Below are 26832 nucleotides of genomic sequence, written 5' to 3'. Positions count from 1 at the left end.
CGCGATATCTTGACAAATGATAAAAATTATGATAAGATTGATTTGGATGAAATCTGATCACAAATAGATTGATGGACTATCTTTTATTGTACCAAGTTAAACTTTACTTATCAATCTATGTTTACATGATGAATGACATGAAAGTCCTGCCTTGAGGGCAGGACTTTTTGATTTCTCCGCTACTCGTCGGTCGCTGCAGTGGAGTGATCTGCCAACCGGTTAAGCCGCTCCAATTGGTGACCGTATTCGTACATTTCAGCTGATACGATAGATAAACGCAACACACCGGTTCGCTCAGTCGCATATTGATCCAGCATCCGCCGCAGAAATTCGTCGTTTTCCGTTTCAAATTGCATCGATTCGCTATAGCTTGGCTTCAGCTTGTCATCAAACTTCAGCATAACATGTTCGTGGAACTTCGTAAGCTTCTCCAAATGCTCGTCGAATTCCTGATTTAATTCCGGCGTACGGGCGGCCTGGAAATAATGCTGCTCCACCGCATTCAGCACCTCAACTCCTTGACGAAGCGTGCGCAGCATTTGCTTATACACGACCAGCTGACGATGATCGCTAAATTTCGGTGCTTTGATTTTCTTCTGATCTTCTTCCATCAGCTTATACTTATCCGCTAATTGAGTGATCGTATCCTCAAGTTTACGCTTATCAGACCGGAATACTGCTTCTTTAATCTCATCGGAGATCGCCGTTCTTAGCAGCAACGACAGCTGATCAAACGTCTGCCGAATCTGTTGCTCGAACTGTACCTTCGGCTTAGGCGGGAACAAGACGATGTTAATGATAAACGCTGAAAAAATACCAATTAAGCTAAGCAAAAAACGGTTTAACGCAAATTCCCATTGGCCCGACGCTTCCATTACGGACACGACCGTAACCAGTGTAATACCGATCGTATCCCCCATTTTCAGCTGCAGACAAATCATGATCACTATAATGCAAACCAAACCTACGGCGATGGGTTCATTCGAGAAGACCATGCCGCCCAGCATCGCTAACACAGCCCCCAGCGTATTCGTCTGCAGCTGATCGATCAAGTAACGCCAGGAACGATAAATGGTTGGTTGCATGGCAAAAATCGCAGCGATCGCTGCAATTACCGGCGAAGATAAGCCCAGTAAGGTACCGGCATATAAAGCCAGTGTTACCGCAACCCCCGTCTTTAGCATTCTCGCGCCAAATGTCACTTCCATTCCCCCTACGTCCCCCAGCACATTCCAATTATTTTAAGCAAAATTTTAACTAATATTAAGGTTCAACTCAGATATCCTGCCTGTTTTTGGTCAAAACTGATAAAGGCAAGGACCAAATAATTCTATACGAAGAGGTGAAAAATGTCCATGTTTATGGAGAACTTGAAACCGATAGCTGGCAAATTGACCCTTGCACTCCTGCTGGCTGCCGGTTCGGCTGCTGCGGCAGGAACCGCGTATGCGGAAACCGGAGCTCCGGCGGATCAAACACCGCAGGTGAGCCCAAGTCCGTCGCAGACGGAAAGCAAGCCGCATAAGCATCATCCCCACGGCCATTTCCGCGGCGGGCACATCGTCAAAGATACCGCCGAAATGCTGGGTATGGAGCCCAAAGCTCTGGTCGACCAACTGAAGCAAGGCAAAACATTGCTTCAGGTCGTGCAGGCTGAAAAAGGCTGGAGCGAAGAGGAGTATCTGAAGAAGCTGACCGACTCCGCGAACAAAAATATCGACAAAGCGCTGGCTGAAGGCAAAATCGATCAGGAAAAAGCGGACAAAATGAAGTCCAAACTTCCGGACAAGCTGAAGAAAATCATCAACCGCAACTGGAAGGACCGGATCCCGGGACAGCCAGCAGCGGATTACCAAAATAACAAGGTCAACTGGACCCATATGTATCACTGATGGCGAACACCACGGACAACCGTGAAAAAACCGCTGGGCGGCCAAAAAGGCTCGTTCAGCGGTTTTGCATTTATCGAATGAATTATTTCTCTTCCGACGATCCTGTATCCACTGCAGCTTCCGTTGTTTGATGCGGACCCCCCCCTACGGGAACCTCAACGATGTCCAGCAGGAAGATGAAGATCGGTACACCGACGATCAGTCCCCAGACCCCCAGGAAATGCTCGGAAACCAGCAGAATGAGGAAGGTGAAAAAGATCGGCAAGTGCGTTTTATTGGACATAAATTTCGGGTTTAGGAAGTAGGTTTCAACGGCATGAACCAGTGCAATCATGATCAGGACATAAACGATTTTGATCAATCCGCCAATTTTAAAAGCAATCGCACACAATGGAATCAGCGAAATGATAACCCCCATGACCGGAACGAGCCCGAGCAAGAAGATCATTATCGCTAGAGCGATCAAATTCGGAAACCCTAGAATCCATAGGAAAATCGTCGATAACACTGCATTTACCGTTGCAATCAGAAATTGAACTTCAATCACTTTACCGAAGGACTGAACGAATTTACGTCCGAAGTACTCCAGTTCCTTGAACAATCCCCCGATTTTGCTTTCTCGAAACTGGACGGTAAAGTTCGTCACCTTCTCTTTCTCCAGCAGGAAGAACAAGCTGAGCACGATCGCGATGAACAGATTTAAGCTCCATTCGCCGATATCGGTTAACGTGCTGAGCAAGAAGGTAAACCCGTTGTTAATATATGCCGATAGATCGATATCTTTCAAATATTCCACGATGTAATTCAAGATCGGGTTATCCGGTAACATCGGTGGATTCGAGTAGAACGAGATCACCTGGTTGACCAAGTCGGTCAGCTCGGTAAGCAGCACCGGCATATAATAGTAGACGGCCGAACCAAGCAAGGAAATGAGCAAGACGTAAATAAACAGCACGGTGATGGTTCGATTGATGCGAATCACCTTAGCTACGTTCCGGCTGATGAAGTTGTGCAGCCGATTGGTTAAATACGTCAAAATAAACGTAATGAGCAGCATATTCAGCATACTGCGGGCGAAATACAAGACGAGGACGACAAACAGCAGGGCAAGCACCCTGCGGAATCCCGCCATTTGAAACAGTTCCTTAAAAAACGTCATGAGTCACAAACGGCCCCTTCACAGTTACTGGAGGATATTCCCCTGCGTTAATCTTAAGCGAGCCATTAAGACTTTGCAAATAAAATAGTTAGAACCATGCCGGCTTAACGCAAACTGGTTTGGATACGGATGCGGTCTGGCCCGTAAACGTTAGGCGACCGCTATCGGAATCCACTGTAAAGACTGCCAACAAGTTGTTATCCCGGTTCGCCGCTATCAGATATTTACCGTCAGGAGTCAGCGCAAAATGACGTGGATGACCACCTTCACTGGAGACATGTTCAACTAAAGTGAGCCGTCCACTCTCAGGATCGATCGCATATTGTACGATGCTGTCATGACCGCGATTAGATCCGTATAGGTAACGGCCATCTGCCGAAATGGCGACCTCTGCGGTGGTGTTCTCTCCCGTGTAATCAGGCGGAAGCGTTGGGACGGTGTCCTGCAAGGCCAATTCACCCGTTGCTGCGTGATAAGTGAACAGAGAGAGCGAGGAGTTCACCTCATTGATGGAATAGAGCCACTGCCCGTTCGGATGGAAAGCAAGATGTCGCGGACCTGCTCCTGGCGGCGTAGACGTTTCACTCTGATATACCAACTTTCCGGACTCCGGTTCAAACGAGTATACGAAAATACGATCCAACCCCAAGTCGGCGACCAGCGCGTAACGGTTATCCGGGCTGAACGTAACGGAATGGGGATGCGGACGATCTTGGCGCACCGGATCAGCCCCGTGACCTTCATGCTGACGCTCGTCAACCAACTTGCCTGCTGTTCCGTCTGCCTGAAGCGCCACAAGGCCTACGTTCGCGCCGTGATACCCCGATACGGCGGCAAATTTGCCACTGCGGTCCAGTTGAATGTGCGAGGAAGAAGGGCGAATCGTTACTCCCCGGTTTAATTCAGATAGCTTGCCGCCTGAATCCACATCAAATGCAACAATCTCCCCGATCCGCTCCCCTTCCAGCGTCGTTTCGGAAATGGCGTACACCTTCCGGGAATCTTGCCGGATGCCTAGAAATGTAGGGTTCTTCAATCCCGACGCTTGATCCAGCAAACGGAGCTCCCCTGTATCCAAATTCATTTCATATGTGTAAACTCCGGGATCGCTCGCTTCAGCATACGATCCCACAAAAATCAGCAAACGTTGTTGTGAGTCTGACAAGTGAAATTCCTCCTTCATCGATGAAGCATGTTTAAATGATGTCCCCTATATTTTTCCGTAATTCATCTAAAAAGTCCAGTGTCTCACCCGGGATAAAATGAAATATTGAAACTCCAAATGAGGCCAGCTACCCAAAACAGTTAAAATATGATATACTGTAAGCGCTTCCGAAAGCATCTTCTAAAGGGGGATTTGGAATGATGAACGTCGGACTCGAAGAAAGAGGCGTTTATGAGGATTTTAATCCTTACGAGACGTATTTCTTCAAGATCGGAGCTCACGGACTGGTTTGCTTCCATGGACGGAATTACAGTATTAAACAGAGATTATCCGCCGAACAGACCTCGAAGTTGATCTCAGACCCTCGCTTTTTCCGCATCAGCACGAACTGCTATGTGAACCTGACCCAAGTCTCGGAAATTCGCGATAACGTTGTTTGGTTCCGGGATGAACGGCATGGGATTAAGACGATTTCTGTCCCCAGACGTAATCTGGAGCAATTGAAACGGCTTATCCCGTCTCAACGTGGCAAAGTCACTGCTGGAGTGAACTAACCCTCCGCTGACCTGCCCAGCCAACGGCAAAAAAGCAGCCTGACTCGCACCGTCGGAAGACGGCCGGGTCGGCTGCTTTTTCCGTTATTCCTGATTATTTCACGTAGAGACGGGCGCGTTCTTCCCAAATCTCACCGGGAAGCAAGCTAAACAGACCGATCTCCTCAGCCGGTAAATTCGACTTCGGTGCATTCACCAGATTGATCTGCGGCTCTGGACAGAAGAAGCCTTCCGTCGCCCCGTTATTCCAAATCATCCATTGCTTGTAGGAGGTCCCCACATCATACACAAGCGTCTTGCCCAGCTTCGTATCGGTCAGTTCCATCCGATTTCTGCCGTTTTGCGGCACCGCCGTATAATGGTTATCCATCGAAGCGAAGAACGGATAGACGCCCTCCCCTTTCATCTGCTCCTCTTCAGCCGTCAGCGGTTGGAAGGATCCGGTCGGGAGCATCCGCTCACTCATTTGCCAACGCTGCCCGATCGTCAGTTTAACCTTGTAATCCTTCGCCGTACTTTCAGGTGCAAACGGTGCATTCACGGCAGTATGAAAGGCCAGTAAGCATGGCATCTCTTTGTCACCTTCATTGCGAATGAACACTTGCTGAGCCAAGCCATCATCGCTCAACGAATATCTGAGTCGAATTGTAAATTTAAAAGGAAGGTACCGATACACCTCGTGGTTCTCGTCAACCGAGACTTTAACGGAAACATAGCTCTCCACCGGGGTCTGTCCGAAGTCCTCAACCTCCCAAGCCGTCGTATGTAGAAATCCGTGCAAATGGTTGTGGGTTGCAGCCTCGTTCACCGGGAATTGAAGAACTTCACCTTTCCAAGGGAATTGTCCGTCTTCATACCGGTTGGGCGGGAACAGCACCGGGATCCCGTGGACGCCGGGGTTGCTCTTGAATGCCTCCATCTCCTGTTCGCCCGGCTCCCGCAAGAAACGGTAACCGCTTTCGACATCGCGGTAAGCGATCAAATTGCCGCCGATTTCCGGCAGCAATACTGCCTCATAACGCCCGGATTTGAGCCATACTGCCTTTTCTCCTTGATAAGTTCCTTCATAAGCCGTTCTTTGTGCCATGGATGATAATCTCCCTTCATTGCTTAGCGCTCATCTTGTAATATACCTTAAAGCGCCTTCAAAAGTCACCCCTGTCCATCACACCATGGGCTGCAGATCATTCTGCCTCCATCTGCCATACATCATGCATCGCGCAAAATTTTGCGCCCGAAGCTTGCAGCCAAAACGATCATGGACGCTCCAACGATCAGTTGCATGCCAAAAATTTGCGTCCACAGCGGCCACGATTCAATCCATTCCAACACCTGCCCGCCAATCAGTGGACCAAAGAATGAAGCTACCCCCGTGATCGCCGAATACATCGCCATATACATCGGACGCTCCGATTTGGGTGTGTCGCCAATCATAAAGTTAAAGGCCAGTTGGTTAAAACCGCCGACACCAACCCCAAAGATCATATGAGCCAGGAAGAGCACGGGCAACACAGGCAGTATAGACAGTCCGCCCCAGCACAAAATTGCCAGTGCAATAATCGGCAGCGTCCAGAACAGCAGGCGACGATTGCTGTATCGCGCATTCAGATTTCCCCACACGTAAAAGCTTGCCATCATAAAGATCGTCTGCGTCACATTTAAGAGTGAAATGGTCTGATAATTAATGTTCAGCAGCTCCAGCATCACATACGAGTACAGCGGCACGACCAGGTTTTGCAGCAGCAGGAAGCCGGCCAGAAACAACGTAGCCTTCATAAAGGCTCCGTCCTGGAGCGGTTTGCGCAGCATCGGCATGAACTTGCTTTCCGCGGAACGCTCGAAAGCAGCATCGGGATAGAACATAAACACAATAATGTTGGCGATCGCACAAATCCAAATCACGATATACAAGTAGAAGAACCCTTGCGCCTCCGGATAATGGTCCAGCACCATCCCGCCCAAAAACATCACCAACGTGTTCAGCGCATTCAGAAACGTATTACGGATGCCAAAATATCTTCCCCGTACGCGCGCTGGCACGATATCGCTTATTAGCGAGTTCCACAACATCGCTCCAACCGTATTAAAAATAAACGCCGCGATATATAGAGCAATGAATCCGGTTACCCAATACTGATGCGGTAAAACAAACGGAACAAGGCCCGTTGCCCCCCACAGAATACGATGCAGACCAACGAACAGCACCAGAGCCCATTTGCGGCTGGTTAAACGCTGGATGAGATAAGCGACAGCGATCTGAGCAATATTCACGAACGTCGTGATCGCTAAAACAAAGCCAATTTGGGCTGAATTCGCCCCAAGGTACAGCAGGAATCCCGTCAGAAATTGACCGCCAAGCAACGTTTGGAAGATCGTGGAGGGAACACCCTCCCAGGTCGCGATCGCCAAGTTGCGGCGCTGGCGGGACGGCTTTCGCGATACCAACGATTTTTGCATAATATTGCTCTTCATGTTTGTTGGATACTCCTTTGGTTTCTCTCTCCGAATAGTTCTGTCTCTTTTTTTACATACTTCAAGTGATTCGTTAATCTGAAGGAATGGAGTGCTAATGAACGTATGCGGATACCCTTGAGGTTTGGGATGCTTCTTGTTAGTCTGACTCTGCCGCTGACCATGATCACTTCCTGCGGCCAGCAGGATCGAGTCCGATCAAATTCCGTCCCTCCGTCCGGCAATCCCCCCGTGAAAACAGAAGCGATCACCGAATCCAACGGTACAACTTGGGTACCGTTAAAGCTGGTGGCTCAGAGCCTTGGCTTGCGACTGCAGGAGAACCGAGACAGCGCGAATCTCGGTTATAGCGATGTGATGTTTACCGTTCAGCCCAGCCAAAGGCATGCGATCTCCTTCGGTCAGCCGATCGCACTGCCCCAGGCGCCGGTGCGTGAGAACGGCCAGCTCTATATGACGATAGATGCCGTATCCGCCTTGCTTCAAACGAAAGCAAAGATAGATACCCGCACAGGGAAGCTTAGCTTTGACCGCATCACCCCGGCGGGCAGCAACATGCCGCCGCAGACAGGAACGAGCCGATACGGAGTTCTAAGCGTTGCCGATCAACAGGATGAAATGGTCGCTTATGCCAAGCAATTTTTGGGCGTACCTTATGAATTTGGCGCCGCACCTTACGAACAGTCCAAAGCGTTCGATTGTTCGTCCTTCACTCGTCATGTCTTTAAGAAGTTTGGTCAAGATTTGCCGCGGCTGGCTCGGGATCAAGCCAAAGAAGGCGTACCGGTGACGCGGGATCAACTGCAAGTGGGAGATTTGATCTTCTTCACAGTCCCCGGTCGATTTCAATCCGACAAAATTCCAGGCCATGTCGGCATCTATGTCGGCGACGGCAAGTTTATTCATACCTGGGGGGAACCCGGAGTTCAAATCAGCCCGCTGGACAGCGGGTACTGGAGCACGGTGATTCTTTCCATGCGCCGGGTTCGTTAATTCCGCCCCAGAGCCTAAAGCAAAGGCCGGGAAACCGTAAGGTTCACCCGGCTTTTTTCCTGCCAATCAGCGATTTCCCTTCGATACAAATACAAAGTATAATGAAAGTAGGCATCACTTTCCATATAATAATTTATACATTAAAACCTGATGGATTTAGAGGAGAAAGACGATGGACAACGACAATCTGAAACAGGCTTATGAGGTGCTTGGACTGCCCGAAAACGCTTCCCGCGAAGAACTGGAGAGAGAATTCGACATTTTGTTGCGCAGATCCCGTTCGCGTAACCTCGATCCCGGCGAAGCCGAGGAAATTGAGCGTAAGATCCAGGCTTACAAGCAGATCGTGGAGACGGAGGAACAGCGCAAGCTCGCGGAGTTAACCCGCAGGCGTTATGAGAAATGGGGCAAGTTTGCAGGGACCGCTGAGAAGGTTGACGATTTTTTCCGGCTTTATCGCAATTATGTGATTATTGGAATCATCGCTATCGCAGCAATCATTTGGGGGACAAACGCTTATCTTAATCATCTCGAGGAACAAAGACGGCTGGCCGCCCTGCCTCCGATCGATCTGTCGATCATCATGGCGGGCAATTATATGACCGATGACCAGAACGGCGGCGTCGACGCTCTAGAGCAAGCGATGACAGCACAAATCCCCGGATTCCAAAGGGTGGAAATTGAAATGCTGTACTTACCCATGCAAGGAGAAGCCCTGACGACTGCAGATATCGCATATCAGCAAAAGGCGATGGCCGTGATCGCTTCCACAAGTCCGGATATTTATATTACCGATGCACCTACCTTTGAGTGGTTATCAAATGGCGGCGCCTTTCTCAGCCTTGACGATTTGGTTAATGGAGAACTAAAGGATTTTCTGACGGAGGACTCCCTTGTCAAGGATGTGTCCGATGAAGACAATACGGAGCATGTGTACGGCATTAAAGTTACCAACAGCCGTCTCGTCAAGGATCTGCCGTTAGGTTATACAGACTTAATTATTTCGCTCCGCGTTGACGCGAAGAACAAAGACAAAGCGATCACAATGATCAAGACTTACTTGGAAAATGTCCCGAAGGCGGCGGAATAGCCGCCTTTTTTTTCGTGCATTTTTCATAATTGATTAATTGCAGGGGATGCTATACAATAACCCTATAAACGCGCGTTTACGAAAGTGGGGACAAACCTTTATGCGCAGTGAAGACATCGCCAAACTGGCCGGGGTGTCCCGCAGCACCGTCTCACGGGTGATCAACAACTATCCGAACGTTCCGGAAGCAACGAGGGCTAAGGTGCTCCGCGTCATTGAGCAGCACCATTACGAACCGAACAGCTTTGCCCGGGCGCTCGCCGGCAAACGGACGGATACGATCGGCCTGTTCGCCATCAGCATGACAGAGAAAGAAGATACTAGCCGCATCTATCAGAACAGCTATTTTGCCCCAATCGTCGACATGGTCGTCGACACGGCCAATGCCCGCGGATTTTATGTACTGATTCATACCGTTTATTCGCCGGGCGACTTCCAAAAGGTGAAGCAAGCGTTCCTGCAGAAGCGGATTGATGGCGGAATTCTAGTCGGTACGCAGAAGGACATCGAGCTGGTTCGGGAAATGGTGGATCAGGAAGCGCCGTTAGTGCTCGTCGATTATGACATTGCAGAAATTATGACCGAACGCCTGAACAAAAATCATCTGGCAGTCATCAACTCCAATGATTACGAAGGTACGGTCCAAGCGATTGAATATTTGATCGAGCTCGGGCATCGTGACATCGGCATTTTGAAAGGCAGCATGAATACTTACTCGGGCCGTGAGCGATACTTAGCTTATGAGCACACGCTTAAGAAGCACGGATTGCCGCTAAATGAAGCGTATATCCTTGAAGGCGAATTTCTGAAGGATAGCGCCTACCGCGAGACTCATCGGCTGATCGAGCAAGGAAATTGGCCAACCGCCATATTCTGCGCTAACGACGATATGGCCATCGCAGCAATGGAAGCGTTTGCGGAAAAAGGGATCAGCGTTCCGGAGCATGTGTCGATCATCGGCTTTGACGATGTCGAAATCGCTTCCCGGGTAACGCCGAAGCTGACGACCATTCGGCTGCCCATCGATGAGATGGCCAAGGCTGCCGTTTTGAAAGTGATCGAGCTATGCGAAGCAGAGCAGCCCAACTTCAGCACCGTCAGCTTTCCAACTCGTCTGGTGATCCGGGATTCCTGTCAACCCCCGGCGAAATAACCAAACACCCTACCCTCCTCCCCGATCTTCAAATGATCGCCGGAGGAACCTTTTCTCATGATAATAAACGCGCGTTCACAAACGAAGGGAGAGTTCCTGTTCATGAAATTTGGAGCATTTGACGATCAGCGTAAAGAGTATGTGATTCATACGCCGCAAACCCCTTACCCGTGGATTAACTACCTTGGAAATGAGCAATTTTTCGGTCTAATCTCCAATACGGCCGGCGGTTACACGTTCTATCGCGATGCCCGCCTGCGTCGTTTGACCCGCTATCGCTACAACAACATTCCGCTGGATACCGGTGGACGTTACTACTATCTCCGCGACCATGACAACGGCGATTTCTGGACACCGGGCTGGATGCCGGTCAAACGCGAGCTGGATTTCTACGAATGCCGACACGGTTTGGGCTATACGTCGATCACCGGAGAACGCGGCGGCATTTCGGTCACGCAATTGGCGTTTATTCCGCTGGGTTACAACGGTGAAGTACATCGTTTAACGGTGAAAAATACGAGTACCGAGACGAAGAAGGTCTCTCTCTTCTCTTTTGCCGAGTTCTGCCTGTGGAACGCTCAGGACGACATGACTAACTTCCAACGCAACCTGAGCACCGGCGAAGTCGAAGTGCTGGATTCCGTCATCTACCATAAAACGGAATACCGTGAGCGCCGGAATCACTATGCCTTCTATTCTGTGAACCGCGACATCGACGGCTTTGATACGGACCGCGAATCGTTTGTAGGACTGTATAATGGCTTGCACGAACCGCAGGTTGTTGTTGCCGGCAGAGCTTCCAACTCCATCGCCAGCGGCTGGTCCCCGATCGGCTCGCATGAAGTGACGCTGAAGCTTGCTCCAGGCGAAACGCAAAGCCTGATCTTTATTCTCGGTTACGTCGAAGTGCCGGAAGAAGAGAAATGGGAATCCCCTGGCGTCATCAACAAAAAACCAGCGCTCGAGATGATCGAGAAATTCGCAACAGACGCCGACGTTGACCGCGCTTTGGCTGATCTTGCTGCGTACTGGGACGGCTTGTTGTCCAAGTATCAAATCCAAAGCAGCGACGATAAACTGAACCGCATGGTCAACATTTGGAATCCGTATCAATGTATGGTGACGTTTAATATGTCCCGTTCGGCTTCCTATTTCGAATCCGGGATCGGCCGCGGGATGGGCTTCCGCGATTCCAACCAGGACTTGCTTGGCTTTGTGCATCAAATCCCGGAACGGGCTCGCGAACGGATTCTCGACATCGCTGCTACGCAATTTGAGGACGGCAGCGCGTACCACCAATATCAACCGCTGACCAAGAAAGGAAATAACGAAATCGGCAGCGGCTTCAACGATGACCCATTGTGGCTCGTGCTGGGGACGGCGGCTTACATCAAGGAGACTGGCGACATCAGTATCCTGGATGAACAGGTACCGTTCGATAACAATCCAGACAATACCGCAACGCTGTTCGAGCATTTGAAACGTTCCTTCTACCATGTCGTACACAACCTGGGACCGCATGGCTTGCCGCTCATCGGCCGCGCAGACTGGAACGATTGCCTCAACCTGAACTGCTTCTCCAAGGAGCCGGGTGAGTCGTTCCAAACGACCGCGAACATCGAAGGCCGCGTAGCAGAGTCCGTATTTATCGCCGGCTTGTTCGTCTTCGTAGGCCCAGACTTCGCTGAAATCTGCCGGATCCGCGGGCTGGAATCCGAAGCGAAGGAAGCGCTGGATTGGACGGAGAAAATGCGTAAAACGACGTTGGAACACGGCTTTGACGGCGACTGGTTCCTGCGCGCTTACGATCATTACGGCGAGAAGGTCGGCAGCAAAGAAAACGCTGAAGGCCAAATCTTCATTGAGCCGCAAGGCATGTGCGTCATGGCAGGTATTGGCGTTGAAGAAGGCCTGGCCGCCAAAGCGCTTGCTTCTGTTGAGGAGCGCCTTGATACGAAATACGGGATCGTGCTGCAGCAGCCACCGTACTCGAAGTATTATCTGAACCTGGGCGAAATCTCCAGTTACCCGCCAGGATACAAAGAGAACGCCGGGATCTTCTGCCATAATAACCCGTGGATTATGATTGCGGAAACCGTATTGGGCCACGGTGATCGGGCGTTTGAAGTCTACAAAAAAATCGCCCCGGCCTACCTTGAGGACATCAGCGAAATCCACCGGATGGAGCCGTATGTATACTCACAGATGATTGCCGGTAAAGACGCAGTACGTCACGGCGAAGCGAAGAACTCCTGGCTCACCGGGACGGCAGCCTGGAACTACGTAGCGATCACGCAAGCCATTCTTGGCGTGCAAGCGGACTTCAAGGGACTGAAAGTGGATCCTTGCATTCCATCGGCATGGGACGGATTCGAAATCACCCGCGTTTTCCGTGGAGACACGTACGTCATCCGCGTAAGCAATCCGAATCATGTGGAAAAAGGAGTGGCCAGCATTACGGTGGATGGCCAGCCAATTCAAGGCAACATCATTCCGCCGGCTGGCGATGGCGGCGTCCATCAAGTCGAAGTAGTACTTGGCTAAGTACAAAAATAAAAAAGGTACAACTGCTCTAATCGAGCGGTTGTACCTTTTCTCTTTATTGAGTTAAGCTTTAGCGGGCTTCATGCCGTTTTCCTCTTTCCCAGTACCCTGACCTTCTTTATTGACCTGCACTTTGCGGATAAAGAACGATAAGATGAGAGCCACCAGCGTAATTCCTGTCGCCACGACAAAGGCAAAATCAATCCCGTTGATCGTCGCATCCCGGGTGATCAATGCGACTTGTTGCGCATTAGCCGGGTCTTTCGGATTAATTCCAGCTGCGAGAATCATCTCAGCCACCTTATCCTTGGTACGCGAGGACATAATCGTTACGAGCAGTGCGGTTCCGAGCGCGCCGGAGATGGTCCGCAGCGTATTAGACATCGCGGTGCCATGGGCATTCAGCCGCGCTGGGAGTTGGTTGAGACCCGCCGTCTGAATCGGCATCATCAGCATGGACATCCCAAACATCCGGGCGGTGTACATCAAGATGAGATGAGTGTACGTCGTATCGACGGTCAAGTTGCTGAATTCCCAGGTTGTTACGGTGGTGATCGCCAAGCCGATGACCGCCAGCCAGCGGGCGCCTATCCGGTCAAAGATCATCCCGGTAATCGGCGACATAATCCCCATCAAGATCGCTCCCGGCATTAACAGCAGTCCGGATTCCACAGGGGAGAAGCCGCGAATGTTCTGCAGGTAAATCGGCACCAAGATCATCGCTGCATACAGCGCCATGGTGATCACCACATTGATGATCGTCGTCAGCGTAAACATATCGTAGCGGAAGACGCGGAACTCCAGCAACGGCTTATCGGATTTCAATTGACGCCACAGGAATAAGCCCAAGGCGATCACGCCGACAATTAGACTGACGACGACATCCGTCTCGCCCCAGCTGGTGCTGCCTGCTTCGCTAAACCCATACAGGATGCCGCCAAAGCCGAGCGTTGATAAGACAATCGACAGTACGTCCAGATTCGGACGACCCACCTGGGTTACGTTTTTCATAAAGAACACACCAAGAAGAATCGATAAAATCGCAAACGGGAAAATAATCCAGAATAATACGTTCCATGGATGATGCTCAATGATCCAACCAGAGAGCGTTGGCCCAACCGCAGGAGCGAAGATCATGGCGATCCCCATCATCCCCATCGCTTGACCGCGCTTCTCAATCGGGAAGATCGTTAAGAATACGACAGTCATCAGCGGCATCAGCACACCCGCGCCGGCTGCCTGCACCAATCTCCCGATTAGAACCATTTCAAAGCTAGAACCGATTGCGCAAATGAACGTCCCTGCGGAGAACAAGACCATCGCGGAAATAAACAGCATCCGTGTCGTAAATCGTTCCATCAAAAAGGCGCTGATCGGAATCAATACGCCGTTCACCAGCATAAATCCTGTCGTTAACCATTGGATGGTCGTCGGGCCGACCCCTAAGTCGTCCATCATTTTCGGCAAAGCAACGTTCATCAAGGTTTGGTTCAAGAGGGACACAAATGCCCCGATTAATAACGCCATGACAATCGGCCATCTTTTGAAATTTACAGCCGGTACAGCAGCAGTATTACTGTTCATAGGTTTCCTCTCTCACTTTCTCTAAGGATGCGATAATTTTCCGGTGGGTCTGCAGCATCTGGTCGATGTCTTCCCCCGCTGCCTCCAGAACCGTCGAAAACGCGCGGGTATATTCGAGGTCCGTCTTCCGATAAACCTCCATTCCCTTATCCGTGATTTGCAAAAATACGTTTCTCCGGTCATGGTCCACCCGTCCGCGCTCTACAAGCCCCGCTTTGACCAGACGATCAATCACGCCGCTGACCGTGCTGTTTCCCAATCGCATCTGTTCAGCAAGCTCCGTCACCCCGATATGCGGATGTTGATGAATTCGTTTCAAAGCCATGAACTGGATACCGGTGATGCCGAAAGGCTCAGCTTGTTTGGATAGCAATTGGTAAAAGGCTTTCTTCACTTCGCGAAAGGACTCCACGATCTCATGCATGCGTTGCTTCTGATCCAAACGGTGCTCATCCTTTAACTATTAGTTATACTCCTTAATATTTCGTATGCGAAACAATCCATTACTATATTTAACAGAGCATCAAGTTTATTGTCAATATGGGTATCACAAATATTATCAATAGACAAAATTGGATGATTTTCAACCTTCGGATAGCATTTCGCGGAAGATTTCATTCTATACCCCTGACGTGTTGAATGATATAATCATGGTAGAATTCACCTATTACTTAAGGAGGACATGAATCCCATGACATGGTTCAACCGACTTCCCTTATCCGGAAAGATCTCCGCTGCCTGTTATCTTGTGGCCGCGCTCTTTGCCGTACCATCGCTGCTCGCCTTCATCCTGCTGGGACATATCGTCATCGGTATCTTGCTGATCGTCGTGTTGGCAGCGCTTACCTTCCCGCTTTCGCGTTACCTCCAGAAAGCGCTTACGGATTCATTCGACGATATTACCAGCGCTTCGGCCAAAATCGCCAAAGGGGATTTTACCAGTCGAATTTCGGAATCCGGAGGCATGGATGATCTCAGCCGCTCCTTCAACAGCATGGTGGACAAGCTGCGCAAGATCCTCCAGGAAACGTCGGATATCACCCGCAAGGTAATGGATTCCAGCCGGAAGATTTCCGACCGCAATCAGGAGCTGATTGAAGTCATGACCCAAGTCACCCACTCCTCCAACGAGCTGGCTCTGGGTGCCAACGCCATCTCCGAAGATGTCAGCGGCATGAAGGACGCGATTGGCGAGATTGAGCAGAAGGTGAGCAATTACACCGAAGCCTCCCGTGAGATGAATCAGCGTTCCGAAGAAATGATTCATCTGGTGGAGCGTGGACGTGAGTCCGTCTCGCGTCAAGCAAGCGGGATGCGGAAGAACATCGAAGCGACCGAGAAAGTAGCTGAGTCCATTGAGGCTTTGGCGAAGAACGCGCAGGGCATTACCAAAATTACAGCAACGATCTCTGAGATTGCCGAACAAACGAACCTGCTGTCGCTGAACGCTTCAATTGAAGCAGCGCGGGCGGGCGAGCACGGAGCCGGGTTTGCCGTCGTAGCCCACGAGGTTCGCAAGCTGGCGGAAGAATCCACCGCCTCAACCAAAGAGGTATTTAACCTGGTTCGCAGCATCGAACAAGACGTAAAACAAGCCGGACAGAACATTAAAATTAATGAAGAAGTGGTTCGGCAACAAAGCGAAATGATCCAGGAAGCAGAGCAAATCTTCCAAGAAATTGTACAGAGCGTGCAATATATTAGCGAAGAAATCGCCTCCTTCGCCAGAGAGAGCGAAGAGATGCTGGAAAGCGCACAGAACATTTCCTCTGCGATTCAGAACATTTCCGCGATTACCGAGGAATCGGCGGCGGGCACGGAACAGGTCTCGGCATCGATGAACGAGCAAATTACTTCGATTCGCGCGATGGCCGAAGAGGCCGAAGCGATGAAAAATGCCGTGTTCCAGCTGCAGAAGACGATACATATCTTCAAGTTTTAATCGAACTACCCTATCGCCCAGTCCCTTGTTTGCTAAGGGGCTGGGTTATTTTTTACTTTTTCGATAAGATAAGGAGAGTGAAATGAGAAAGGAGGGCTGGTTGCACATGCCCACAACCACCAATTTGACCCAGCTTTATCAGGAGTACCGACATGCGATGACCGCCCTCTCCTACCGGCTGATCGGCTCCTGGTCGGAAGCGGAGGATCTGGTGCAAGACGTGTTCGCCGAGCTCCAGCAGAACGAGCAGCTGGACGACATTCGCCAACCCAAATCTTATCTAATGCGCGCGGTCGTGAATCGCAGTCTCAATGCGCTGAAATCGCCACGGCTGTCTCGGGAGACATATACCGGGCCCTGGTTACCCGAGCCGGTCTTCGATCCGGGGCTGGAGACGCAACTTGACCGTGTGCTGCGGGAAGAACAGGTCTCTTATGCGTTTATGGTGTTGCTGGAGCGCCTGACTCCCGAGGAGAGGACCGTCTTCGTGCTAAGAGAATCGTTCGCCATGGAATACGAGGAAATCGCTGACCTCTTGGGAAAAAGCGTCGTCGCCTGCCGCAAACTACTGAGTCGGGCTCGGCAAAAGGTCAAATCGGAGCCCGCGATGGCCGCAGCCCCCGCTAACGATCAGATGGCGGAGACTTGGTCCCGCGAGTTTTTGAAAGCGGCAAAAACCGGGGACTTCGGCCCGCTGCTGGAATTGATCCGTGAGGATGCGGTGCTGATTTCTGATGGAGGCGGCAAAGTTCGGGCAGCGATCAATCCGATTCTCTCCCGAGCACGGGTTATTGCCTTTTGGCAAGGTATTCAAGCCAAAGGCACTCTGCAAGGCGACTGGGTACCGACACGGATCAACGGGGAAACAGGCTTGGTTCATTACCGTGATGGAAAGGTCGTGCACATCATCATGTTTGAAGGGGATGCGCAAGGACGAATCCGGCGGTTCTACTTGGTCAGCAATCCTGATAAATTAATTGGCGCTCCTCCACCTGGTCACAAATAACTCCCTTCCCTTGTCTTACTTGTGTAAGCATAAATCATTTTCCAATGGAGGGATCAGGGATGAAAGTCAGAATGGATCATTATCAAGCCAACCCCAGTGTGTACCAGGCGATGAGCCAAATGGAACGGCAAGTCACAGAGAGCGGCCTCGATCGGGTCTTATATGAGCTGATCAAAATCCGCGCGTCTCAAATCAACGGTTGCGCGTACTGCCTTGATATGCACACCAAGAAAATGCGCGAGCTTGGCGAAAGCGAGCAACGCACTGCCTTGGTCAGCGTATGGCGGGAATCCCCATGCTATACCGACCAAGAGCGTGCGGTGCTGGAGTTAACCGAAGCCGTTACCCGGATCGCCGATGCCGGTGTACCGCAGGAGGTATACGACCGGGTTCGCAGCTTTTTTAGCGAGAAAGAAACGATGGATTTGATCTTGGCGATTAACGTCATCAACTGCTGGAACCGCATCGCTATTTCCACGGGGATGTTCCCCGGTTGCCGTGACTAGGTGAGAACAATCGGCAAAAAAAGACCTGAAGGAGATAACCTCCCTCAGGTCTTTACAATATTTATAGCTTTGCTTTCAGGTGAATCATCTTGCTGCTGAAATCCCCTCGCACCGAAGCCATGGACAAGCCGGCGTTCATCAAACGGTCGCCGCCATACACCTCGCCGCTTCCGACCACTTCGTAATCCTTGGCCGGGTCAAGTCCTTGCAGCTTGACACTGCGCAGCGGGCCGTTAGGTTCCGCCAGGACGCGGAAATAGAACAGCAACGCTTCGTTCTGATCCGGGCGAACGAACATCCACGCCGTCTCATTGCCTTCGAACGGGCTTTGCAGACGATACAGATCCCCTTGCTGCACCAATCCGCGGATTTCTTTGTAAATGGCGATCTGACGTTTCGCCGTCTCCTTCTCTTCTTCCGTAAACCGAGTAAGATCTAGCTCATAACCAAAATTACCGGACATGGCTACATCCCCTCGGAACGTCAGCGGCGTTGTCCGCTCAACTTGATGGTTTGGCACCGCCGAGACGTGTGCGCCCATCGTCGACACCGGATATACGATGCTGGTGCCGTATTGAATTTTCAAGCGCTCCGCCGCATCGGTGTCATCACTCGTCCAAGTCTGCGGCATGTAGTACAGCATGCCTGGATCAAATCGGCCGCCGCCGCCGGAGCAGCTTTCGAACAATATATGCGGGAACTCGCTAGTCAGACGCTCGAGGAGCTCGTACAGCCCCAGCATATAACGGTGGGCAACCTCCCCTTGCCGCTCCGCCGGGCTGACTGCTGAACCAATCTCCGTCATGTTCCGGTTCATATCCCACTTCACATACGTAATCGGTACCGTCGAAAAAATGGTGCTTAAGCGCTCATACAGATACTGGCGCACATCGCTGCGCGACATATCCAGAATCAGCTGGTCGCGAGCTTCCGTACGCCGCCGATCCGGAACATGCAGACACCAGTCAGGATGCGCCCGGTACAGGTCGCTGTCCGGGGAGACCATTTCCGGCTCGAACCAGAGGCCAAACTGCAGCCCGGTGTCCTTCACGCGGCGAGCCAGATCCGCTAGTCCATCAGGCAGCTTGCGGCGGTCCTCGAACCAGTCGCCTAACGAGCTATTATCCCGGTCGCGCCGACCAAACCAGCCGTCGTCAAGCACAAACAGCTCGATGCCCAGTTCGCTGCCCGCCTTGGCAATCGCCTCAATTTTGTCCGCGTTGAAATCGAAATACGTCGCTTCCCAGTTGTTAACGAGAATTGGCCGTTCTTGGTCACGGAACTGCCCGCGGCAGAGTCGAGTCCGGTACAACCGGTGATAGGTGCGGGACATGCCTCCCAGCCCTTCGGCAGAATATACCAGCACGGCCTCCGGGGTTTGGAAGCTTTCGCCCGGCTCCAGCCTCCACGTGAAGTCGAAAGGATTGATCCCAATCTGAACCCGGGTTGTCCCAAACTGCTCCACCTCGGCCTCAGCGGTAAAGCTGCCGCTGTAAACCAAGCTGAAGCCATAGACCTCACCCTGCTGCTCTGTCGCATCCGGCCGCAACAGCGCCAGGAACGGGTTCTGCTGGTGGGAGCTCGAACCGCGGCGGCTGCTGATTCCGGTCACACCAGGAGCGAGCCGTCTGCGCTGGACATGGCGTTCGCGCGCCCAAGCACCGGATAAATATAATGCGTCGTAAGCTGCATCCGGGAAATCTACCGAGGCGCTGAGCGCCCGCTCCAGTTGAAGCGGCTCGCTGCTTCCGTTCGTCAGCCGAGCGGAACGGGCGATAGCGTCAAACTCGGCAAACACGGTGTAGCTCAGCACAACGACGAGTCCAGAAACACGGTCTTCCAACTCTAACTCGAGCGTTTCCGCCTCATGGTCTTGCTCGACATACACGGCAGGCAGCCCCTCCAGCGCCGGTTTCCCCGGAACAATCCGGTGGGAGCGATACGTCAGCTCCGTGGCCCGCGTACCGTTCGCCAGCCGCACCTGATAAGCCGGACTCCGGAAATCGCTTGTGCCGTACTGCGGATATTCCTGCGGAAGAGAATCCAGTGAAATGGACTTATCCTCAGGGATCGGGTTCGGACTAAATGAGGCGCGTTCCTGGAAGGTCAGCAGCTGATCGAGGTTGCTGCCATGGCGCAGCTTCGCCCCAAAATAAGCGTGGGCAGGATACCCGTGAACCAATTGAATGATGTAACTTGTATTGCGGGATTGCAAATGGAAGAGACCTTGCGCTTCATCGAAAAAGATAGGCATTCTCGATCCTCCTGGTAGGTTTCTTATCTGAATTGGAATGGCGTTCATCTTCTTCCATTCTACTATCAACCCCAGGAGGAGTAACGAGAATAAAGTGATCTTCTATATGGATATTTGTGATTTATTCTGGCTTCGCCAAACTCGTTCTGTCGCTCAGCAAAGACTTCGTCGCACTTCCAAATTGCCGAGCATAATAACGGTAGGACAGCAGGATGCCGATATGCAGCAAAGCCAATACCAAGGCGACATTGGAATACACGGCGGAACCCTCAAATGGATTTAGGGGATTCCAATGTGACGTCGCTCCGAAATCTACAGCTTTGCCGTAAAGACTGATGGCCACCGTGCCGGACAAGAAGCTCAGCATCGACAACATCCCCATGCCAACCCCCGTCAGCTCTTTGGGCAAGGTGCGGGATATCGTGTTGGACAACGCTAACTGCATGAACATCTGCCCCACATTCCCAAGAATGAGAATCGCGGCAACCCAACCCGCCGGTGCCCCGGACCCCCAAGAGTAAAGCAAGAAGCAACTAATGAGCAACGACGACGCCAGATAAAACACAAAGGCATTGCCCTTGGCGTCCGCCAGTTTGCCTCCCTTCCGTCCAAGGATGGCCGAAGCGGCAGCCCCCGGCACCATCGCAAATCCGATCCAACCGGCAGGAAGCCGGTTGACTTCAGCCAACAGTTGTGGCGTAAGGAACGGCAGCGCATACCCAATCCCCATAACCATCGCTGACAACATGAGACCAAACGAGTAGCTTACATTCCGAAAGAGCCGCGGGTTCACAAACGGTTGCCGGGCACGCACAATGCGCCATACAAACAGCAGAAACCCGATGAAGCTGCCGACATACAGCTCCCATCCTCCATAGGTCACCGCAAGTAATAACAATGTAACCGTACCGGCAAGCAAGCCTCCCCCAAGCCAGTCGACTTGGACGGATTGAAGCGGTTCATCGCTGAGGTATTTCCGGTAAAACGGCAACGTCACCAGCATCAGCATCGGCACGCAGAACAACCATCGCCAATCAACTACACTCACTAGCAGTGCAGATACAACAGGCCCAAGCACGCCGCCGATGGCAAGTCCTGTAGCGGTAATTCCGAGCGCGTATCCGCGGCGTTCCGCAGGGAAATACCGCACCGGTATAATCATCGCTGCAGCTGGTACGACAGAGGCTCCAGCGGATTGCAGCGTGCGGCCCAGCAAGACCATCCAATATGCCTGCGCCGATAGTCCGATTAATGAGCCAAGGCAGAACAGGATAAATCCAAAGGTCAGCAGTTTTTTCAATGGAAAAGCATCGGCCAATTTCCCATAGATCACCGAGCCGATGGCATAAATCAGCCCATAAATTGTGGTTACCCAGCTGACCTGAGCCACGGACAAGCCAAATTCCTCTTTTATATCCGGAAGTACGATATTAAAAAGCGTGGCGCCCATGGATGATAAAGTCATTGTAAACGCCAAGATGCGGATCAGTTTTTCACTCGCAGCAGATATGCCGGTAGAAACAGCATTTTTCATTGCAATCTCCCTTCCTATCGATCTCCTCACCACTTATTGTATGATTGAATAATAATAATGAAAAATATATATTAAATTATATATTCATACACTTGAGGTTATCGATTAAAGTAAACCAGAAGGAGTTGATGTCGAGATGGAGCTGTTGCAATTGGAATATTTTCGTACTGTTGCTCGTTTGGAGCATATGACCCGAGCCGCCCAAGAGCTGCATATCGCCCAGCCGGCGCTCAGTAAGACGATCTCCAGGCTTGAGGAGGATCTGGGGGTGCCGCTGTTTGATCGACAGAACCGTCAAATTCGGCTCAACGCTTTTGGTAAAGCTTTTCTGAAAAAAGTGGAGACCGCGCTGGATGTTCTGGAGGAAGGGCGCCGAGAGGTGGCAGATCTGGCGGGGATGGAGCGCGGCAGCATCCATTTGGCGACCAATGCGCTAGGGCGTATTACAGGGGCGCTGGGAGCCTTTCGCGAGGTTTATCCGGAGGTTAATTTCCGGATTCTCCAGACGTCTCCCGCATCCGATGAAGAGATGATCCAACTGCTTGAAAGCGGGGAGGTCGATCTCTGCTTCACCGCTTCCTCCCTGGATTATCCGGGGGTGTGCGAGCAACCGGTGCTAAATGCCGAAGTGTTCTTAGCGCTCCCCCCCGGTCACCGGCTGGCGGAACACGAAAGCATCCGCCTCGAAGATGTGGCGGATGAATCTTTTATTGAATATAAGACGGGGCATCCGTTTCGTAAAATCAACGAATCGTTCTGCCATGCTGCAGGCTTCCGTCCGCGCATCGTGTGCGAGGTCGATGAACCCAGCGCGCTGGGCAGCCTCGTTAAAGCGGGATTAGGCGTTGCGTTCATGCCAGCCTGTTGGAAGGATGAACGCCCTGGCTACCCGATGCTGCGCATCGAAAGCCCGGATTGCCGGCGCATTTACTCCGTTGCTTGGCTGGAACGGCGTTACTTATCTGAAGCAGCACGGCGCTTCCGTCAGTTCCTCAACGAATATTTCAGCGAGGCTTTGCCTCTTGCGACTTAGCGATGACTGCCGCGCGGCGGCCGCTTCAGTACATAGAAGCCGGCCAACGCCGCAGTCACCAGCGGTAAGTACTTGATGCCTCTGAGCCAGGAGAGATCCCCGCGAAGCAAGGTAACCGCACTGATCGCAATGATTTCACTGAGTACCAACCCGCCTATTAAACCACCGATCAAGGCAACAACAAACCAAAGTGTTTTTTTCATCGTAAAGTTCCTCCTAAATTCTGTCGAAGATTTGATTTCATTAGTCCGGAAGATTCCCGGATTTCGTTCCCACGCGATACGGCGTCGTCAAGCCTTCATAATTCACCATCATTGTCATCCCGTTAGCTGCATGGCCCAGATTGTGACAATGTTCCATCCACAAGCCTGGATTATCTGCTTGGAAAGCGACTTCGTATTCCTCCCCGCTGAACAGGAGAACGCTGTCCGCATAAATGGGACTTCCGGTCAGCGGTTTGCCGTTCTTGGTCAAAATCTTAAAGACGTGGCCGTGCAAATGCATCGGGTGCGGACCGCCAAATGTATGCTTAAACCGGATTTTGATCCACTCCCCTTCCTTCACCAGGATCGGGGGGATCTCGTGAAATTTTTTGCCGTTAATATCAAGAATCCCGAGCTTCAGATCATAGACCCGGTCGAACTTCATCTCCGAACTAATCCCGTCATCCAGCGGAGTACCATAATTCGTAAAGTCAAAATCCGGCGCATCTTTGCTCAGTGCTTCCGGCGTCGGCCCGCTCCCCAGCCGAATGTTCCAAGCTTTGTGTTCTTTGCTGTATACCTTGACCTGCCCGCTTGCCGGCATCGTAAACAGCACATCATACCGCTGGCCCCCACCGATCGGAATCCATTGCTCCCGGAGCATCCCTGGGCCATTCAGGTCTTGCCCATCCATCGAGATGACCTGAAACTCGGCCCCGGCTACCCCGATCCATTGGACTTCACTATATGCGTTAATCAGCCGCAATCGAACCGTTTCTCCTGGTGCTGCATCAAGCTGCACCCCCTCGTTATGTCCATTGGTCAGCTTCCACTTCTCGTTCAGCAGCTGCAAGGTGACCGCATAATCACGATCGTATTTAAACGCCTGCTGTTTGGGCTCAACGATCAGTCGGCCGATCAGCCCTTTGCCTGCCTGCTCCGAGCTTTGCTGATGGGAATGATACCAGTAGGTCCCAGGATAACGCGCGATAAATTCATAAGTAAATTGCTCGCCGGGCCATACCGCGTCCTGCGTGACTCCCGCAACCCCGTCTTGGGAGCAAGGCAGAATCACCCCGTGCCAATGAATTGTCACCCCTTTGTCGATATCCTGGTTGGTCAAAGTGACTCTGACACGTTCCCCTTCCTGAACCCGTAGCTCCGGCCCCGGCGTCGTTCCGTTGAACGTCCAGGCCTCTGTCTGTTTTCCATTGTCCAAGGTCAGGTTCGACTTCGCTGCTGTTAACGCAAAGCCTCTCACCTGCTCTCCTGCGGCAGGTTGGGCCTCCTTCAACTCGGTGCAGGATACCGCTGCTGCCGATGCGCCGGGGCCAGATGTTGCGTGACCTTCGTGTTCCTGACTTTCATGGCTGCCATTTGCGGCCCCATGATGCATTTGACTCATATCCACTTCCTCTGGAAAGCGTAAATCGTTGTAGCCGCAGGAAGCTAAGAGCAGCAAAACAACAAAGCCTGCGATCCAGAGTGTTGTTTTTTTCCATATCAAGCCGATTCCAGTCAACTTCACTTCCCCCTTCTTCTTGGCTCGATCCCATCATATCCAACAAATGTTGTGAACTTATGACGATCCTTTACGGGTTCCGTGAAATCTCGGGTCGGGGATGGAAAGCATGAAGATTACGGATATAATGAGAACAAAACAGGTCTGGGAGGACAATCATCTATGCCGCACACCTTACTGCTCGTTGATGATGAGCGTCAAGTGATTGAATTTATGGAGCCCTTTTTGCAACAGGAAGGGTTTCTTACTGTTACGGCTGCAACGGGACAGGAAGCCTTGCACAAAGCCGCAATCCATAAACCCTCTCTGGTCGTTCTCGATTGGATGCTGCCGGAGATGAGTGGAATCGAAGTATGCCGGGAGCTGCGAAAGTCAGGATCGGTTGGAATCATAATGGTGACCGCACGCGTCGAGGAAACTGATAAATTAATCGGGCTGGAGGTAGGTGCTGACGACTACATGACCAAGCCGTTTTCATTGCGGGAACTGGCGGCCCGCATCCGTTCGGTACTGCGTCGAATTGAGGGGAATTCGAGCGCCGAGACGTTGCTGCAGCGAGGAGAACTAACGATTTCGGAAGCGCAGTGCCGCGTATGGAAGCGGAATGAGGAAATTGCTTTGACCCCCACGGAATTCAAGCTGCTGCTGACGCTCGCCGCCAAACCGGGGATCGTCTACAGCCGACTTCAGCTGCTGGCTGCCCTGGAAGATGACTTCGCCAACGACGAGCGAACCGCCGACGCTCACATCAGCCGCATCCGCAAAAAAATTGAGGATGATCCGGCCCATCCCGTATACATCAAGACGGTTTACGGGTTTGGTTACCGGTTTGAAGCACCGCAGTCATGACGGTTTCCCGCAAGCTGTTTCTCGTCATTGTCGCATTTATTTTTGGGGTTAGCCTGATGTTTATGTTCTTCACCTATTTCACGATTCGGGACTCGTTAGAAGTGATGCTGCAAACCTCGAGGACAGGGGAGCTGAATCAACTGGAGGAGGAACTCGAAGCCTATTATGAGCACCATGGAAGCTCTTGGGCGGCACTAACTCCTGGGGATTTGGCACGCCTCGCCCCTGAGGGCAGGTTAGAGCCAAGCATCGGCCTGATGGATGTCGACGGTCAAATGCTGGCGATCAGCAGCCCTATCGAAGAGCGACTCATAACGCGTTTAGGCATTCATCGTAAACTCACCCGCCATGACCAAGTCATTGGTTGGGTTTATTACTATGACTTGGATGTAGCCAATTTGTCCAAGCTCCGAATCGGGACACCGATCTCGGTCCTGTTTTTGGTTGGAGCCGGGGCGTTGATATTTATCCTGCTTTCACTGGGCATGGCTTATTTCGTCTCCCGCTGGCTCACTTCTCCCCTGCGGCGGCTGGTGCCCATTATCGACCGGCTGGGCCGCGGAGAATTTGGGATTCAAGCCCCGGTCAGCTCCAAGGACGAATATGGCAACGTGGCCCAAGCGATCAACGACATGTCCGTGCAGCTGGCAAGGGCAGAGGAGGTGCGCCGCAATCTCGTTGCCGACGTCGCCCACGAGCTGCGTACACCGCTCACAATCGTGCGCGGCAAGCTCGATCTCCTGCAGCAAGGCGGCGGTGAGATTCGCCCGGAGAACTTGCTGCCGATTCAGGACGAGTTGATCCGTCTCACCCGGCTCGTCGGCGATCTGCATCAGCTGTCGCTAGCAGAAGCTGGCAAGCTGCCATTGGATCTTCGACCAACGGATATGGGCAACCTGCTGCGGGACGTTGTGGAGCGAGTCAGCTGGGAAGCCGAAGCCAAGAACATCGCTGTTTCCATCGAGGAGTTAGTGCCTTGTGCGGCGGCCTACGCTGACAGAGAGCGGATGATGCAGGTATTCCTGAACCTGGTGCATAATGCGATCCGGTATACCCCGGAAGGCGGACAAGTCCAACTATCGATGCGGGAAGTGGAAAACACTCCGAAAGATTCACACGCTCCGGTCCGGATGCTCCAAATCCGGGTTCAGGACAACGGCCCAGGCATTGCGCCTGAGCATCTGCCTTATTTGTTTAACCGCTTCTACCGCACGGATGAGGCGCGGTCCCGTCATGCCGGAGGGATGGGGCTGGGGTTAGCCATTGCCAAGGAGTTCGTCACCAACCACCAAGGCACCCTGGAAGCGGAAAGCCGCCCCGGGGAAGGGACGGCTTTTATCGTCACATTGCCAATTGCGCAGTAGAACAATTCGGCGC

23 protein-coding genes are annotated in these 26832 nt (G+C 51.9%); 12 read left to right on the top strand and 11 right to left on the bottom strand.

Translation table 11 applies throughout. The annotated features are described in order from the left end of the window. Positions 1-179: 179 nt before the first annotated feature. Positions 180-1208 carry an FUSC family protein gene (locus PBA01S_RS06005; protein WP_036699284.1) on the bottom strand — a complete coding sequence of 343 codons (1029 nt, stop codon included), beginning with the start codon at positions 1206-1208 and terminating at the stop codon, positions 180-182. Positions 1209-1349: 141 nt separating this feature from the next. Here PBA01S_RS06005 and PBA01S_RS06000 point away from each other — a divergent pair, with 141 nt between their 5' ends. After that, the gene (locus PBA01S_RS06000) at positions 1350-1892 is read left to right on the top strand and encodes a hypothetical protein (RefSeq protein ID WP_028537805.1); all 543 of its coding nucleotides are present in this window, start codon (positions 1350-1352) and stop codon (positions 1890-1892) included. Positions 1893-1974: 82 nt separating this feature from the next. Here PBA01S_RS06000 and PBA01S_RS05995 read toward each other — a convergent pair whose 3' ends face one another. Together PBA01S_RS05995 and PBA01S_RS05990 are read right to left on the bottom strand one after the other, a co-directional pair. Next, positions 1975-3051 (bottom strand): AI-2E family transporter, encoded by a 1077-nt coding sequence (locus tag PBA01S_RS05995; RefSeq protein WP_127575541.1) that lies wholly within the window; start codon positions 3049-3051, stop codon positions 1975-1977. An 88-nt stretch (positions 3052-3139) separates the two neighbouring features. Beyond that, a complete protein-coding gene (locus PBA01S_RS05990) occupies positions 3140-4234 on the bottom strand; it encodes a lactonase family protein (protein WP_127575540.1) in 1095 nt (364 codons plus the stop codon). 179 nt (positions 4235-4413) lie between these two features. Here PBA01S_RS05990 and PBA01S_RS05985 point away from each other — a divergent pair, with 179 nt between their 5' ends. Then, positions 4414-4770 carry a LytTR family transcriptional regulator DNA-binding domain-containing protein gene (locus PBA01S_RS05985; protein ID WP_028537808.1) on the top strand — a complete coding sequence of 119 codons (357 nt, stop codon included), beginning with the start codon at positions 4414-4416 and terminating at the stop codon, positions 4768-4770. 94 nt (positions 4771-4864) lie between these two features. Here PBA01S_RS05985 and PBA01S_RS05980 read toward each other — a convergent pair whose 3' ends face one another. Together PBA01S_RS05980 and PBA01S_RS05975 are read right to left on the bottom strand one after the other, a co-directional pair. After that, positions 4865-5857, bottom strand: a complete 993-nt coding sequence (locus tag PBA01S_RS05980) for an aldose 1-epimerase (RefSeq protein WP_127575539.1) — start codon at positions 5855-5857, stop codon at positions 4865-4867. A 122-nt stretch (positions 5858-5979) separates the two neighbouring features. Then, positions 5980-7242, bottom strand: coding sequence for an MFS transporter (locus PBA01S_RS05975; protein ID WP_085169048.1), 1263 nt, complete (start codon positions 7240-7242; stop codon positions 5980-5982). A gap of 129 nt (positions 7243-7371) precedes the next feature. On the opposite strand from PBA01S_RS05975, the gene PBA01S_RS05970 reads away from it, so the two are divergent. From PBA01S_RS05970 to PBA01S_RS05955, 4 genes are all read left to right on the top strand, one after another. Next, positions 7372-8235: a C40 family peptidase gene (locus tag PBA01S_RS05970; protein ID WP_232228278.1), complete on the top strand. Its 864-nt coding sequence runs from the start codon at positions 7372-7374 to the stop codon at positions 8233-8235. A 172-nt stretch (positions 8236-8407) separates the two neighbouring features. Then, positions 8408-9325, top strand: coding sequence for a molecular chaperone DnaJ (locus tag PBA01S_RS05965; RefSeq protein WP_028537812.1), 918 nt, complete (start codon positions 8408-8410; stop codon positions 9323-9325). A gap of 100 nt (positions 9326-9425) precedes the next feature. Continuing rightward, positions 9426-10478, top strand: a complete 1053-nt coding sequence (locus tag PBA01S_RS05960) for a LacI family DNA-binding transcriptional regulator (protein WP_127575538.1) — start codon at positions 9426-9428, stop codon at positions 10476-10478. Between the two features lie 102 nt (positions 10479-10580). Next, entirely contained in the window at positions 10581-13022 is a 2442-nt protein-coding gene (locus PBA01S_RS05955; RefSeq protein WP_085169055.1) for a glycoside hydrolase family 94 protein, read from the top strand. A gap of 63 nt (positions 13023-13085) precedes the next feature. Here PBA01S_RS05955 and PBA01S_RS05950 read toward each other — a convergent pair whose 3' ends face one another. After that, positions 13086-14606 carry a DHA2 family efflux MFS transporter permease subunit gene (locus PBA01S_RS05950; protein WP_016312505.1) on the bottom strand — a complete coding sequence of 507 codons (1521 nt, stop codon included), beginning with the start codon at positions 14604-14606 and terminating at the stop codon, positions 13086-13088. Then, a complete protein-coding gene (locus PBA01S_RS05945; RefSeq protein ID WP_016312506.1) occupies positions 14596-15048 on the bottom strand; it encodes a MarR family winged helix-turn-helix transcriptional regulator in 453 nt (150 codons plus the stop codon). The genes PBA01S_RS05950 and PBA01S_RS05945 overlap by 11 nt, the downstream gene beginning before the upstream one ends. 249 nt (positions 15049-15297) lie before the next feature. On the opposite strand from PBA01S_RS05945, the gene PBA01S_RS22945 reads away from it, so the two are divergent. From PBA01S_RS22945 to PBA01S_RS05930, 3 genes are all read left to right on the top strand, one after another. Further along, positions 15298-16548, top strand: coding sequence for a methyl-accepting chemotaxis protein (locus PBA01S_RS22945; protein WP_028537815.1), 1251 nt, complete (start codon positions 15298-15300; stop codon positions 16546-16548). Between the two features lie 106 nt (positions 16549-16654). Next, positions 16655-17554, top strand: a complete 900-nt coding sequence (gene sigJ / locus PBA01S_RS05935; protein ID WP_164744092.1) for an RNA polymerase sigma factor SigJ — start codon at positions 16655-16657, stop codon at positions 17552-17554. A 59-nt stretch (positions 17555-17613) separates the two neighbouring features. Next, entirely contained in the window at positions 17614-18060 is a 447-nt protein-coding gene (locus PBA01S_RS05930) for a carboxymuconolactone decarboxylase family protein (protein WP_127575537.1), read from the top strand. A 61-nt stretch (positions 18061-18121) separates the two neighbouring features. Here the strand turns inward: PBA01S_RS05930 and PBA01S_RS05925 are convergent, their stop codons facing one another. Both PBA01S_RS05925 and PBA01S_RS05920 read right to left on the bottom strand, forming a co-directional pair. Then, the gene (locus PBA01S_RS05925; protein ID WP_127575536.1) at positions 18122-20314 is read right to left on the bottom strand and encodes an alpha-galactosidase; all 2193 of its coding nucleotides are present in this window, start codon (positions 20312-20314) and stop codon (positions 18122-18124) included. Positions 20315-20435: 121 nt separating this feature from the next. Beyond that, positions 20436-21848, bottom strand: a complete 1413-nt coding sequence (locus PBA01S_RS05920) for an MFS transporter (protein ID WP_127575535.1) — start codon at positions 21846-21848, stop codon at positions 20436-20438. 136 nt (positions 21849-21984) lie between these two features. On the opposite strand from PBA01S_RS05920, the gene PBA01S_RS05915 reads away from it, so the two are divergent. Beyond that, positions 21985-22881, top strand: coding sequence for a LysR family transcriptional regulator (locus PBA01S_RS05915; RefSeq protein WP_016312512.1), 897 nt, complete (start codon positions 21985-21987; stop codon positions 22879-22881). Here PBA01S_RS05915 and PBA01S_RS05910 read toward each other — a convergent pair. Together PBA01S_RS05910 and PBA01S_RS05905 are read right to left on the bottom strand one after the other, a co-directional pair. Next, on the bottom strand, positions 22878-23084 hold the full coding sequence (locus PBA01S_RS05910; protein WP_016312513.1) for a DUF5957 family protein: 207 nt from the start codon (positions 23082-23084) through the stop codon (positions 22878-22880). The two genes, PBA01S_RS05915 and PBA01S_RS05910, sit on opposite strands and share 4 nt — an antisense overlap. A 40-nt stretch (positions 23085-23124) precedes the next feature. Beyond that, positions 23125-24606 (bottom strand): multicopper oxidase family protein, encoded by a 1482-nt coding sequence (locus PBA01S_RS05905; protein WP_127575534.1) that lies wholly within the window; start codon positions 24604-24606, stop codon positions 23125-23127. 162 nt (positions 24607-24768) lie between these two features. Here PBA01S_RS05905 and PBA01S_RS05900 point away from each other — a divergent pair, with 162 nt between their 5' ends. Next, entirely contained in the window at positions 24769-25455 is a 687-nt protein-coding gene (locus PBA01S_RS05900; protein WP_085169067.1) for a response regulator transcription factor, read from the top strand. Beyond that, positions 25452-26819, top strand: coding sequence for a sensor histidine kinase (locus tag PBA01S_RS05895; protein WP_127575533.1), 1368 nt, complete (start codon positions 25452-25454; stop codon positions 26817-26819). Before PBA01S_RS05900 ends, PBA01S_RS05895 begins: the two co-directional genes overlap by 4 nt. The last annotated feature ends 13 nt before the right edge of the window (positions 26820-26832 follow it).

Origin of the sequence: Paenibacillus barengoltzii NBRC 101215, from assembly GCF_004000745.1 — a bacterium.
In the GTDB taxonomy this organism is placed as follows: Bacteria; Bacillota; Bacilli; order Paenibacillales; family Paenibacillaceae; genus Fontibacillus; species Fontibacillus barengoltzii.
The sequence above is the reverse complement of the archived record's forward strand: the minus strand, read 5'-3'. Positions and strand labels throughout refer to the sequence as shown.

Excerpts from the sequence above, each read along its gene's own strand:
- PBA01S_RS06005 (WP_036699284.1), bottom strand. The coding sequence starts at position 1,208 with ATGGAAGTGACATTTGGCGCGAGAATGCTAAAGACGGGGGTTGCGGTA.
- PBA01S_RS06000 (WP_028537805.1), top strand. The coding sequence starts at position 1,350 with ATGTCCATGTTTATGGAGAACTTGAAACCGATAGCTGGCAAATTGACC.
- PBA01S_RS05995 (WP_127575541.1), bottom strand. The coding sequence starts at position 3,051 with ATGACGTTTTTTAAGGAACTGTTTCAAATGGCGGGATTCCGCAGGGTG.
- PBA01S_RS05990 (WP_127575540.1), bottom strand. The coding sequence starts at position 4,234 with ATGAAGGAGGAATTTCACTTGTCAGACTCACAACAACGTTTGCTGATT.
- PBA01S_RS05985 (WP_028537808.1), top strand. The coding sequence starts at position 4,414 with ATGATGAACGTCGGACTCGAAGAAAGAGGCGTTTATGAGGATTTTAAT.
- PBA01S_RS05980 (WP_127575539.1), bottom strand. The coding sequence starts at position 5,857 with ATGGCACAAAGAACGGCTTATGAAGGAACTTATCAAGGAGAAAAGGCA.
- PBA01S_RS05975 (WP_085169048.1), bottom strand. The coding sequence starts at position 7,242 with ATGAAGAGCAATATTATGCAAAAATCGTTGGTATCGCGAAAGCCGTCC.
- PBA01S_RS05970 (WP_232228278.1), top strand. The coding sequence starts at position 7,372 with ATGCTTCTTGTTAGTCTGACTCTGCCGCTGACCATGATCACTTCCTGC.
- PBA01S_RS05965 (WP_028537812.1), top strand. The coding sequence starts at position 8,408 with ATGGACAACGACAATCTGAAACAGGCTTATGAGGTGCTTGGACTGCCC.
- PBA01S_RS05960 (WP_127575538.1), top strand. The coding sequence starts at position 9,426 with ATGCGCAGTGAAGACATCGCCAAACTGGCCGGGGTGTCCCGCAGCACC.
- PBA01S_RS05955 (WP_085169055.1), top strand. The coding sequence starts at position 10,581 with ATGAAATTTGGAGCATTTGACGATCAGCGTAAAGAGTATGTGATTCAT.
- PBA01S_RS05950 (WP_016312505.1), bottom strand. The coding sequence starts at position 14,606 with ATGAACAGTAATACTGCTGCTGTACCGGCTGTAAATTTCAAAAGATGG.
- PBA01S_RS22945 (WP_028537815.1), top strand. The coding sequence starts at position 15,298 with ATGACATGGTTCAACCGACTTCCCTTATCCGGAAAGATCTCCGCTGCC.
- sigJ (WP_164744092.1), top strand. The coding sequence starts at position 16,655 with ATGCCCACAACCACCAATTTGACCCAGCTTTATCAGGAGTACCGACAT.
- PBA01S_RS05930 (WP_127575537.1), top strand. The coding sequence starts at position 17,614 with ATGAAAGTCAGAATGGATCATTATCAAGCCAACCCCAGTGTGTACCAG.
- PBA01S_RS05925 (WP_127575536.1), bottom strand. The coding sequence starts at position 20,314 with ATGCCTATCTTTTTCGATGAAGCGCAAGGTCTCTTCCATTTGCAATCC.
- PBA01S_RS05920 (WP_127575535.1), bottom strand. The coding sequence starts at position 21,848 with ATGAAAAATGCTGTTTCTACCGGCATATCTGCTGCGAGTGAAAAACTG.
- PBA01S_RS05915 (WP_016312512.1), top strand. The coding sequence starts at position 21,985 with ATGGAGCTGTTGCAATTGGAATATTTTCGTACTGTTGCTCGTTTGGAG.
- PBA01S_RS05910 (WP_016312513.1), bottom strand. The coding sequence starts at position 23,084 with ATGAAAAAAACACTTTGGTTTGTTGTTGCCTTGATCGGTGGTTTAATA.
- PBA01S_RS05900 (WP_085169067.1), top strand. The coding sequence starts at position 24,769 with ATGCCGCACACCTTACTGCTCGTTGATGATGAGCGTCAAGTGATTGAA.
- PBA01S_RS05895 (WP_127575533.1), top strand. The coding sequence starts at position 25,452 with ATGACGGTTTCCCGCAAGCTGTTTCTCGTCATTGTCGCATTTATTTTT.